At 55.2% G+C, this 10,734-nt stretch carries 12 protein-coding genes; 8 read left to right on the top strand and 4 right to left on the bottom strand.

Going from position 1 to position 10,734, the window contains the following annotated elements:
* Window positions 1-261: transposase (locus EK22_RS19835; RefSeq protein ID WP_036253274.1), on the top strand; the 261-nt coding region annotated here is incomplete at its 5' end.
* Between the two features lie 229 nt (window positions 262-490).
* On the opposite strand, the gene EK22_RS19830 is transcribed toward EK22_RS19835, so the two are convergent.
* The 4 genes from EK22_RS19830 to EK22_RS19815 form a co-directional block, all read right to left on the bottom strand.
* Window positions 491-706 carry a helix-turn-helix domain-containing protein gene (locus EK22_RS19830; RefSeq protein WP_020160462.1) on the bottom strand — a complete coding sequence of 72 codons (216 nt, stop codon included), beginning with the start codon at window positions 704-706 and terminating at the stop codon, window positions 491-493.
* 101 nt (window positions 707-807) lie between these two features.
* Entirely contained in the window at window positions 808-1,311 is a 504-nt protein-coding gene (locus EK22_RS19825) for a siphovirus Gp157 family protein (RefSeq protein WP_036253892.1), read from the bottom strand.
* Window positions 1,308-2,135: a hypothetical protein gene (locus EK22_RS19820; RefSeq protein WP_036253891.1), complete on the bottom strand. Its 828-nt coding sequence runs from the start codon at window positions 2,133-2,135 to the stop codon at window positions 1,308-1,310. The genes EK22_RS19825 and EK22_RS19820 overlap by 4 nt, the downstream gene beginning before the upstream one ends.
* A 377-nt stretch (window positions 2,136-2,512) precedes the next feature.
* Window positions 2,513-2,761 carry a hypothetical protein gene (locus tag EK22_RS19815; protein WP_235209458.1) on the bottom strand — a complete coding sequence of 83 codons (249 nt, stop codon included), beginning with the start codon at window positions 2,759-2,761 and terminating at the stop codon, window positions 2,513-2,515.
* A gap of 764 nt (window positions 2,762-3,525) precedes the next feature.
* On the opposite strand from EK22_RS19815, the gene EK22_RS19810 reads away from it, so the two are divergent.
* The 7 genes from EK22_RS19810 (at window position 3,526) to EK22_RS19780 (ending at window position 10,663) form a co-directional block, all read left to right on the top strand.
* A complete protein-coding gene (locus EK22_RS19810) occupies window positions 3,526-3,912 on the top strand; it encodes a VOC family protein (protein ID WP_036253890.1) in 387 nt (128 codons plus the stop codon).
* 63 nt (window positions 3,913-3,975) lie between these two features.
* On the top strand, window positions 3,976-5,076 hold the full coding sequence (locus EK22_RS19805) for an alpha/beta fold hydrolase (protein WP_036253889.1): 1,101 nt from the start codon (window positions 3,976-3,978) through the stop codon (window positions 5,074-5,076).
* 300 nt (window positions 5,077-5,376) lie between these two features.
* Entirely contained in the window at window positions 5,377-6,315 is a 939-nt protein-coding gene (locus EK22_RS19800) for an amidoligase family protein (RefSeq protein WP_081917990.1), read from the top strand.
* The gene (locus EK22_RS19795; RefSeq protein WP_036253887.1) at window positions 6,288-6,971 is read left to right on the top strand and encodes a gamma-glutamyl-gamma-aminobutyrate hydrolase family protein; all 684 of its coding nucleotides are present in this window, start codon (window positions 6,288-6,290) and stop codon (window positions 6,969-6,971) included. The genes EK22_RS19800 and EK22_RS19795 overlap by 28 nt, the downstream gene beginning before the upstream one ends.
* 31 nt (window positions 6,972-7,002) lie before the next feature.
* Window positions 7,003-7,401 (top strand): YqaA family protein, encoded by a 399-nt coding sequence (locus EK22_RS19790; RefSeq protein WP_232216380.1) that lies wholly within the window; start codon window positions 7,003-7,005, stop codon window positions 7,399-7,401.
* 135 nt (window positions 7,402-7,536) lie between these two features.
* Complete coding sequence (locus tag EK22_RS19785) at window positions 7,537-9,477, top strand: aconitate hydratase (protein WP_036253886.1); 1,941 nt, start codon at window positions 7,537-7,539, stop codon at window positions 9,475-9,477.
* A 61-nt stretch (window positions 9,478-9,538) separates the two neighbouring features.
* On the top strand, window positions 9,539-10,663 hold the full coding sequence (locus EK22_RS19780) for an AI-2E family transporter (RefSeq protein WP_020160452.1): 1,125 nt from the start codon (window positions 9,539-9,541) through the stop codon (window positions 10,661-10,663).
* Window positions 10,664-10,734: the final 71 nt, after the last annotated feature.

Here is a 10,734-nt window from a genome sequence, read left to right as displayed (position 1 = left end):
GAGGCGCGGCGAATTTTGGATAAACTGGAAATCCATTACACGCCCAAGCACGGCAGTTGGCTTAATATGGCGGAAATCGAGTTGAGCATCTTATCAAGACAATGTTTGGATCGGCGCATTCCGAATCAAGAGGTCTTGAAAAACGAAGTCGCTGCCTGGCAAGACAAACGAAATTCGATTTCAAAACCCATGGAATGGCAATTTACCAATCAAGATGCTCGGGTAAAATTGAAAAAACTTTATCCGACAATACAACAATGACTAAGTACTAGTACTCAGTCAACCTTGTTCTGACGAGTAAAATTTGCGGAGTATCCATAGCATGCGAATAGTGCGAATACCCTGAAGGGCACAAGTGAATTCGCACCTACAGTTTATCCGCCATAATTAAATTGACTGAGTACTAGGATAAATCGGGGCATTGCAGGTACGGATATCCACGGTAGATGCTCCAGGCGCGGCGCCTGCTGTGGGTATCCGCACCGGGGAATCAGCTTCCCTTCTTGTCAGTATCGGGAAGCAAGTCGATCAGCGGGCAGTTTAAGGCTTTGGCCAGTCTCCTGAGCACATCGATGGAGACATTTTCGGCGCTGCCGCCTTCCACTTTGCTGATCATCGACTGGGTCACGCCTGAGCGATTTTCAAGTTCTTTTTGGACCAAGCCGCGTTCAAGCCGCTTGCGTTTTATTCTGTCGCCTATTTGCATCGGAGATCCTGCCCTGAGTGAAACGCGGCATTATATGAATTTATTCATAATCAAGGCAAAAAAAAGCCGCCGAAGCGGCTCTGATGCTTGCCGGGCACGGATTATTTGATGGCCAGACGAGTGCCGTTGACCAGTTCGGCGCCGGGCACCGCCTTGCCCGCCTTGATCGCCTCCTTGATCGCGGTCTTGTTGATTCTCCAGGTGACGACCTGTTCCTTGAACTGATCCGGAATCGCTTCTTCATCCACAATTTGAATAGCGGCCGGGTTATCCTGGATGGAAAGCTTAAAATACGGACATTCAATGGTGCTGATGCCGGTATGTTCCATATTGTTTTTCAGGTAGCTTTTCAGCCATGTAACCCGGTTTTCCAGGGTCTTCCGGCGTTTACTCATGCCCGCTTCGGCGTTTTTGATCGCTTCGGCGGCCGCTTCCATGTTGCGCAGGAACTTGGCTACATTGATCGCCTTGTCTTCCAGTTCGCCGCTCAACGCCTCGAGCGTGCCGTTGATTGCTTCCATCGGCAGATCGGCCTCCGGATCGGTCAAGACGTCCAGCGCTTCAAGGTAGTTGGCGCTCAATTGGTAGAGCGTTAGATGCTTCATTCCGTCACCCTTGCGAACTGGTCAAGCTTGCGGTAAAGAATCTGGTAGAAGTCCGTATCCAGTTCCGCAAAGCTGTTAAAACGGTTCTTTGACGCCTTGGTCATCCAGTTCTTAACCCGGTCCGGATCCAGGCCAAGTTCTTCAATCCGGGCTTCAAGCTGCTGAAGCTGGGTTTCGTTAATGCGATGAGAATCGCTGTCTGGCTCGGCTTCGACCGGCTGGGCGCTTTCGATGTCCCGACGCTGCACCATGTCCTCGAGATCCTGGGTGAAGACTTCGGAAAGCCCCGCCATTCTCAGCGTGGCGTCGATGTGAGCGGATTTTTCAGCCATTTTCAAGGCCTTGTTAATGTCGCCGTTATCCTGAGACAACAAGCGCGCCCCTACCCCGTCGGCCACCGTCCGGCCGGATGCGTCCACGATCTCGCAGCGGATAATGATTTGGCTCAGCTTTGCGCCAGTGAGCGCCGCCTGTTCATAATCCGGCAAGGTCGGGTAACGCACCGTCAGGCCCAGCATGCCGCAAATTTTCTCGGCGCCGGGCTTGAACAGGCTGGGTTTGCTGAAGTGGGCCGGGTTTCTGCAATCCTTTCCGGCGTGACACTTGCTCCGGTGGACGATATGCACCCTGCCGTAATCGATACCTTCCACCAGGGCGTCGCGCACCCAGGCCATGAGCACGGCACGGTTGGTCTTGCGGCGGTCCAGACCCTCTTTGAACGTGGTTGCGGGAAGATCCAGCGGATTCGCGGAAATCACCGGCAATTGGGTATTTTGGTTGTCGGCCGGTTTTCCCCGGTCAATTAACTGTGTTGATGAATACATAAATACAATACCTGAATTGTGCGAATGAAATACAAGGCGGGACAGGCGGCTACCGGCCCCGCCAGTTTGCTTAATACTCTCCGGCAAGAAGAGAAAGGTTGTCGTCTACCGGCCGGTTTCGGCATTCTCCCGAAACCGTACCGCCTCTGTTGCCTGTCAGGTTGAAAAAATATTCGCTCATCCGGCAAAAGTCTGACCGTTGATTTGCCTGTCCTCTGCGCCCGGACCGCCCCGATGGCGGCCCGTGACATCTAAAGCAAAACGCGGCTTAACTTGATTTCTCGGTTGGGTTGTCATAATCTTTTTAACGCCTAATGTGCGAATTTAGGAAAACGTGAGCCAGGGCGGCTACCCTGACCCACATAGGAAACACCTGGTTAGAACGGCGCTGATTCGCACACCTGCGGTTTAGCGCCGTTCGCCCTGCCCTTGATTGAATCGATCATATTTTTTACAGCCTCCACAATGGTTTTACCTGTTACAAAATACGGTTCGACATCCACCCCGGCCGGAGCGGAAACGAACACGCCAACATTGGCGTTATCGCCGCTATAGCAGCTATAGCCAAACGCCCATTTATCGACACTCACGCAGACCGAACGCCCGCTGATACCAACACCCAGCAAAGCGTTTCCACGACGCTGACCGCCCGCCGTTGTTTATCCGCTAATTCAACCGGCATGAAACTCTCCAGAAAAATTTAGACACTTCAATTCATGAATATATTCATATTCTGAACCGGTTTCTTGTCTGTCCGTCGATCGTAGTTTGTCTCCAAATATCGCTCCCGTTTTTCGCCATTTTTCAGCTCACCGGCGACAGTGGAATATAAGCTTATAGTTATACTCATCTATATGAATATATTCATATTTTAACAGAAAAACATTCTCGCTTTAATCATCAATTATCGAAATAGTTCTGTTGATTTTCCTGCCTTAAAGCGATCTGTTCATGCCCGGAAACGATCCGAATGACGTGTCCCCGAAATGCTGAAACAGACTTCACAGGAATGCCTTGATTGCAGCCGCTGCCGGGCGCTCCAGCGCCGGTTGCCGGCGGAGCGGTAAAGCGGCATGTCCTGCAAAAAACACTTGTCCTGAATATTAATGCAGTGCTAGAGTCCATTCCCGTTTCCGTATCGTCATCAATGCAATGCATGACGCCTTGTCAGGCCGCTAATGATGATCACCAGGGACTTACAATGCTTCGCCTCGATACGTCCGGGAAAGGGACGAGGCATTACCCATCGCCAGTGCCGAAGAAGTTAAAGATACTTGTTGTGCCGGGAAAAAGTATCTGGATATGACTATCAACTTAACGGCGCGACAGTCGCCGCTGAACTTTAACACTATGCCTACAATTGAATGACATGACACAACGCGCATCTCTCATGAAAATCGACAGCCTTGATCATCTGGTTCTGACCGTCAAAAACATTGAAACGACCTGCGCTTTCTATTCGAAAGCATTGGGCGTGGAGATCATTACCTTCGGCGGCGGGCGCAAAGCCTTGTCATTCGGTTCGCAGAAAATCAACCTGCACGTTCATGGCAGCGAATTTGAGCCCAAAGCCCAATGGCCAACCCCGGGTTCCGCCGACTTATGCTTTATCACTTCCGTGCCGCTGCATGATGTGATCAGCCACCTCGATTCATGCGCGGTGACGATCATGGAAGGCCCGGTGCCGCGCACAGGCGCTACGGGGCCGATTCTGTCGGTTTATTTTCGGGATCCGGACATGAATCTGATTGAAGTGTCTAATCCTGTATCCACCTGACAGAGACCAGCCCTTCCCGGGCGACCGTTTCCCGCTGACTTTGCCTACTGGACGGCTCATGCCATGACTCATCATCACGAAAGCGGTCATCGAAATCTGGCTGGCGTTACCTTGCTCTGCCGTGTTACGGCCCTGACGCTGCTCCTTCTGAGTACCGGCTGCATACATACCGTCCCGTTCAAGGACGCGGCAGGCCGGGTTATCCCCGGCAGCATTGCGGCCATGGAAATGGTGTCCATCGGCGGCGTTGAGCAGAGTATCTGGTTTCGCGGCGTCTCCCGGCGCAATCCGGCGCTGATTCTTCTGCATGGAGGGCCCGGCGCCAGCGAATCGGCGCTGTTCCGCCATTACAATGCCGACCTCGAACAACATTTTCTGGTCGTGTATTGGGAGCAGCGTGGCGCCGGGCGCTCGTTCCAAGCCGATATTCCGCCCGAATCCATGACCATGGACCAGTTCGTGCAAGACCTCGATGAAGTGGTGGACCTGGTCAGACGGCGTTTCGGCAAGGACAAGGTCGTGCTGCTGGGCCAGTCCTGGGGCACGGTATTGGGAACGCTGTACGCCTCCCGCCATCCGGAAAAGGTGGCAGCTTACGTGGGCGTGGCGCAAATGGCCGACACAGCCCAGGCGCGCCGTTTGTCCTATGCGTTCGCGCTTTCCGAAGCCCAAAAGCGCGAAAATGCCAAAGCCCTCTCGGAATTGCAGGAGATCGGCCCGCCGCCCTATGCCTCGGTCGACGACATGCTGACCGTCGGCACCTGGGTCGAGCGGTTCGGCGGCATGTTCCATGGCGATCTTTCCACGGGCAAACTGATCTGGGCGGCGCTCGGCACCGATGAGGCAAATCTAGTCGACCTCGTCAAATTCGGCCAAGGCAACCGCTTTTCCCTGGAACAGCTTGAAGATGAGATTTCACAGCTCAATCTGAGCAAGTGTTGCCGGACCTTCGAGGTGCCGCTATTTTTTCTGCTCGGACGCTACGACCGGCATGTGCCCGCCATCCTGGCCGAGCGCTATTTCAAGACGATTCGGGCGCCCTGTAAACGGCTGGTCTGGTTTGAACATTCGGCGCATAACCCGCCTTTTGAAGAGCCCGAAGCATTTAACCGGTTGTTGATTGAAACGGTACGGCCTTTGGCTACCGGAACCAGCAGCGAATGAGCCTGGAATAAACCGGAAAATAAATTCGCACCGCACGGAAAAAACGGCACATGCGTAACCTCCATTAAGTATTTTGACTTATTGATCTTTATCGACCCGACGGGATAATGAAAAAAAACACTTACGGCAACAGTTCGGATTTATCGGTTTGTATTCTCGATACCGATTAGCGCATCCTGACCAGGCGCCATACCGGTTCCGGCTCCGCCGCACCGCCATAAACGACAGGCTTTTATGCATCAGGCTCCCATACTTCCTCTTCCCCCTAACTGTGCCACGGCATCGGGAGCAATGAGGCGAGTGGGCGTAGAGTTGGAATTCGCGGGCTTATCCCTGGAACACATCGCCCGGCTGATCCACCAACAGTTCGGCGGCACCATACAGGTCAATAGCGCTTATGAGAACACCATCGCCGACACCTGTCTGGGCGATTTCAAAGTCGAGCTGGATTTTCAATACCTGAAGAAAAAAGGCCGCTACAAGATAGATCCCGAGGATCCTTTCGCCCTGCTCGACGAATGGTCCGAACAGATCGTGCGCCTGGCGGCCGAACAGATCGTGCCTTTTGAAGTCATTTCACCGCCGATTCCGATGGACCGTCTCGGCGAGTTGGCGCTTTTGGTCCCGATTCTGCGTGCATCGGGCGCCCAAGGCACGGACAGCGGCACGCTGAATGCTTTCGGCCTGCATTTCAACCCGGAACTGCCCAGCCTGGAACCGGAAACCATCGTTGCTTACCTCAAGGCTTTCCTTTGCCTGTATGACTGGCTGGTTTACCGCAGCGAGATCGATCTGACCCGATCCATGACCGGTTACATCGCCCCTTTTCCCACCGACTATATCCGACAGGTCATCGACCTGGGTTACCACCCCGACCAGAACGACTTGATCGACGATTACCTGTTGGCCAACCCTACCCGCAACCGGGCGCTTGATATGCTGCCGCTGTTCGCTTATCTGGACAAATCGCGGGCGCTGTCGGTCATTGAAGACGATCGCATTCATCCCCGCCCCACGCTGCACTACCGGCTGCCCAACTGCCGGATCGACCAGCCGGACTGGAGCATAGACGGAGATTGGCGCAACTGGCTGGTGGTCGAAAACCTGGCCTGCGATGCCGGCCATCTGAATAGCCTGTGCCAAACTTATTCGCGTTTTTTGGACAGGCCCTTGGCCGATCTGTTCAAGGACTGGAAAGATACTGTCGAGATATGGCTGCATCGCTCATACACCCTGTAATTGGCGTAACAGGGCCCAGCAAGGGCGGGGATCGCGCCTGGCACTTCACGCGTTATGCCATTCTCGCCGCCGGCGGCAAGCCCCTGAGGCTCACTCCCCGTCGTTCGCATCTGCATGAGGTGCTGGACGGCATTGTGATCGGCGGCGGCGATGATATTTATCCCACGCTTTACGAATCGGAGGAACTGCCCAATACCCGTTATGACAAGGAGCGGGATCTGTTCGAATTGATGTATATCGAAAAATCCCTGCGGCAGCATATTCCCATGTTGGCCATCTGCCGCGGAGAGCAGTTGCTCAACACCTACCTGGGCGGCAATCTGCATCAGAACCTGCGCGAACTGCGCCGCCATACGCGCAACCGTTTCACGGTACTGCCGCTGAAAACCCTGCTGGTGGAACCGGACAGCCGGATGCAGGAACTGCTGGGAACAACGCGCTGTCGGATTAATAGTCTTCATACGCAGGCCATTAACGAGTTGGGCAGCGGTCTGAGAGTCGCCGGCCGTGATTTGGATAATATCGTGCAAGCCGTAGAAGACCCGTCGAAACCATTCTTATTGGGGGTTCAATGGCATCCCGAATACCTGATCTACCTCTCGCGCCAGCGTAATCTGTTTCGCGCGCTGGTTACCACTGCCCGACAACAACTATAAAAGTATGACCGCCTATTTCAGTTTATTTGGAGTGAGTTTTTTGGCCGCCACGCTGATTCCGTTTTATTCGGAAGTGGCGCTGGTCGGCCTGCTGGCTACCGGCCACGATCCCTGGCTGCTGTGGCTGTTTGCCTCGTCTGGCAACACGCTGGGCGCGGTCGTAAACTGGCTTTTAGGCCGTTATCTGCTGCATTTCGAATACAAACGCTGGTTTCCGTTCAAGATTTCGCAATTGCACCGCTACCAGCACTGGTACCAGCGTTTCGGCGTCTGGTCCTTATTGTTGTCCTGGCTGCCGGCTGGCGGCGATGCCTTGACGTTTATCGCCGGCATCATGCGGGTGCGCCTTTGGGTATTCCTGATTCTGGTCGGATTGGGCAAAAGCTTGCGTTACGCGTTGATTATCGCCTTGTCGGAGCAAATCCTGTAATGTCCCATGAAGGCATTGAATCGACGACATCGGATTGCATGGAATTCGCTTAACCAGAGACGGATACACTGGAAAAACCGCAGGCGCGGCAACCGGCGCTGGCGTTCCTACTACTCCATCCGCAGGAGAAAACCCATGCCTAAAAATGTGACGCAAAAATTGATTGAAAGCCATCTGCTCGAAGGCGACATGACGGCGGGGCAAGAGATTGCCCTGAAAATCGACCAGACCCTGACCCAGGATGCGACCGGCACGATGGTGATGCTGGAGCTTGAGGCCATGGAACTGGACCGTGCCCAAACCGAAGTCTCGGTCCAGTATGTCGACCACAATCTGCTGGAGACCGACTTCAAGAATGCCGACGATCACCTGTTTCTGCAGAGCGCCTGCCGTAGATTCGGCCTCTGGTTCAGCCGTCCCGGCAACGGCGTCAGCCATCCGGTGCATATGGAGCGCTTCGGCAAGCCGGGCAAGACGTTGCTCGGTTCCGACAGCCATACCTGCGCCGCCGGCTCCATGGGCATGCTGGCGATCGGCGCCGGCGGCCTCGAGGTCGCCTTGACGATAGCCGGCCAGCCGTTTCATGTGAAGATGCCGAATGTCGTCGGCGTCAAGCTGACCGGCCAACTGCCGGACTGGGTCAGCGCCAAGGATATCATCCTGGAACTGCTGCGCCGTCTCGACGTATCGGGCGGCATCGGCAAGATCATGGAATATTACGGACCGGGCCTGGACCAGCTCAGCGCGATGGACCGGCACGTGATCGCCAACATGGGCGCCGAACTCGGCGCGACGACCAGCGTGTTCCCATCGGACCAGGCCGTGAAAAGCTTTCTGGACTCGCAGGCGCGCGCCGGCGACTGGATCGAACTGCTGGCCGATCCGGGCGCGGCCTACGATGAGCATATCGAGGTCAACCTCTCGGAGCTCGTGCCCCTGATCGCCTGCCCCAGCAGCCCCGGCAACGTCGTGCCGGTCAGCGAAGTCGCAGGACGAAAAGTCTATCAGTGCATGATCGGTTCATCGGCAAATCCGGGGCTTCGGGATTTCGCGATCGTGGCGATGATGCTGAAGGATCACCCGGTGCATGAAGACGTATCGCTCGATGTCAATCCGACCTCGCGGCAGATCCTTGAAAACATGACCCGGCTGGGCTATCTCGGCACCTTGATTCATCAGGGCGCGCGCATCCATCAGGCCGGCTGTGACGGCTGCATCGGCATGGGCCAGGCGCCGGCCACCCATCGGATCAGTCTCAGAACCGTGCCGCGCAACTTCCCCGGACGTTCGGGCACGAAGGAAGATCTGGTCTATCTTTGCAGCCCTGAGACGGCCGCCGCCTCCGCCATTACCGGCGTTATCACCGATCCTCGTAACTTGTCCATGCCCTATCCGAAATTTGAGGAGCCGAAGACCTATATCCTCAATACCGAGGCGCTGACGCCGCCGCCCGAGGACGGCGGGGCCGTGGAACTGGTGAAGGGGCCGAACATCGCCTCGCTGCCGACATTTGAGCCCCTGCCGCAAAGCCTGGCCGGGCCGGTGCTGATGAAGGTGGGCGACAATGTCTCGACCGATGAGATCATGCCGGCCGGCGCAAAGGTGCTGCCGTATCGCAGCAATATTCCCGAGATCAGCAAATTTACCTTTTCCCAGCTCGACGAGTCGTACTTCGACCGGGCCATGCCGTATCAGTTGACCGGCTCGCTGATCGTCGGCGGCATCAACTACGGCCAGGGCTCAAGCCGCGAGCATGCGGCACTGGCGCCGCGCCATCTCGGCGTCAGGGCCGTCATCGCCAAAAGCTTTGCCCGCATTCACTGGCAGAATCTGTGCAATTTCGGCATCCTGCCGCTGGTCTTCGCCGACGAGGCCGATTACGACATAATCGATCTGAACGATAGCCTTGAACTGCCCAATGCCAAGGAAGAGATTCAGCAGGGCAATACCGTCACGGTCGTCAACAAAACCCGGAACGCAACTTTTTTCACCCGGCACACGATGACGCCGCGGCAGGTCCGGATGGTCCTGGCAGGCAGCGTGATTAATTTGTATAAAACCGGCAGTTCCGGGTAAAACAGGCATGACAAAATAGGATACCCGGCTATCCATTTGAGTAGATGACTTTTTCAGGTTTATGAATGATTTTTTAAGCAAGCCCTTTTACCGGGACATCATTCCCGGCATTCTTTTGGTCAGTCTCCTGTTATTAAGTTATATGGTGCTGCGCGAATTCCTGCTGTCGCTGATCTGGGCCTTCATCATCGCCTATGTCACCTGGCCGGCCTATCGATGGCTGCGCCGCCGGCTTAAAGGCAAAAAATCATTTAGCGCGCTGCTCATGACACTGATTATTGCCACGTTCCTCTTTCTGGTGATTTTTTGGCTGCTCGCGTTGCTGCAGGAAGAATTAAAAGCGGCCTATCAAACCTTGAGCATTCATCTCGCTGAAGATACCCTTCGGCTACCGGGTTTCATCGAGCACATACCGGGACTGGGCGATTATCTGCAGGACGGCATCACGCGCTTCAACACCGACAGGGCCAGCATTACCGAACAATTCGCCAGCACGGCGCAACACTGGCTGGGAGACGTTACCGCGTTTCTGGGCAATCTCGGCAACAACCTCATGAAACTGGCCATTGTTCTGGTCACCTTGTTTTTCTGTTTCCGCGATGGCGAGGAAGCGGTCCGGCAGTTGCATCAAGGACTGATCCGTTTTCTGGGCAAACACCAGCATATCTATCTACAGGCGGCTGGACATACCACGAAAGCGGTCGTATTCGGCATGGTGCTCGCCGCACTCGGCCAAGGTCTTCTGTCCGGCCTTGCTTTTGCGGTGGCCGGCGTACAGGCGCCGGTATTGTTTGGCGTGCTTGCCGCCCTGTTTTCCCTGATGCCCCTGGGCGCATCACTGGTGTGGCTGCCCATCGCCATCGCGCTCATTTTCATGGATGAGTTATTGGCCGGCATAGGGCTGATAATCTGGGGGGTTCTGGTCGTCAGCACGGTGGACAATGTGATCCGGCCGCTGGCGATCAGCGGCGCCAGTCAAGTACCTTTCCTGATCGTCTTGTTTGGCGTTCTGGGAGGACTGACGGCTTTCGGCGTGGTGGGCATTTTTCTGGGGCCGGTCATACTGGCCGTATTGCAGGCCGTCTGGCAGGAATGGCTGGAACAGCAGAAAGAGGAGGAATCCCTGCTGGTTGGCGATGTATCCATCAAGCCGCCCTTGCCTGAGCAGGATCAGACTACAGATTGACGGCTTCGGAAACAGGATAATGGTATCTGGTGTTATGCATTGGTTGAATTGAGACAGGTTTAACAAAGTGC

Origin of the sequence: Methylobacter sp. BBA5.1 (assembly GCF_000746145.1) — a bacterium.
GTDB lineage: Bacteria > Pseudomonadota > Gammaproteobacteria > Methylococcales > Methylomonadaceae > Methylobacter > Methylobacter marinus.
Note: the sequence above shows the minus strand (reverse complement) of the source record. Positions and strands in the feature narration are given on the sequence as shown.

Coding starts and splice junctions, on each gene's coding strand:
- EK22_RS19805 (WP_036253889.1), top strand. CDS start 3,976: ATGACTCATCATCACGAAAGCGGTCATCGAAATCTGGCTGGCGTTACC.
- EK22_RS19825 (WP_036253892.1), bottom strand. CDS start 1,311: ATGAAGCATCTAACGCTCTACCAATTGAGCGCCAACTACCTTGAAGCG.
- EK22_RS19830 (WP_020160462.1), bottom strand. CDS start 706: ATGCAAATAGGCGACAGAATAAAACGCAAGCGGCTTGAACGCGGCTTG.
- EK22_RS19820 (WP_036253891.1), bottom strand. CDS start 2,135: ATGTATTCATCAACACAGTTAATTGACCGGGGAAAACCGGCCGACAAC.
- EK22_RS19795 (WP_036253887.1), top strand. CDS start 6,288: ATGGCTGCATCGCTCATACACCCTGTAATTGGCGTAACAGGGCCCAGC.
- EK22_RS19785 (WP_036253886.1), top strand. CDS start 7,537: ATGCCTAAAAATGTGACGCAAAAATTGATTGAAAGCCATCTGCTCGAA.
- EK22_RS19780 (WP_020160452.1), top strand. CDS start 9,539: ATGAATGATTTTTTAAGCAAGCCCTTTTACCGGGACATCATTCCCGGC.
- EK22_RS19810 (WP_036253890.1), top strand. CDS start 3,526: ATGAAAATCGACAGCCTTGATCATCTGGTTCTGACCGTCAAAAACATT.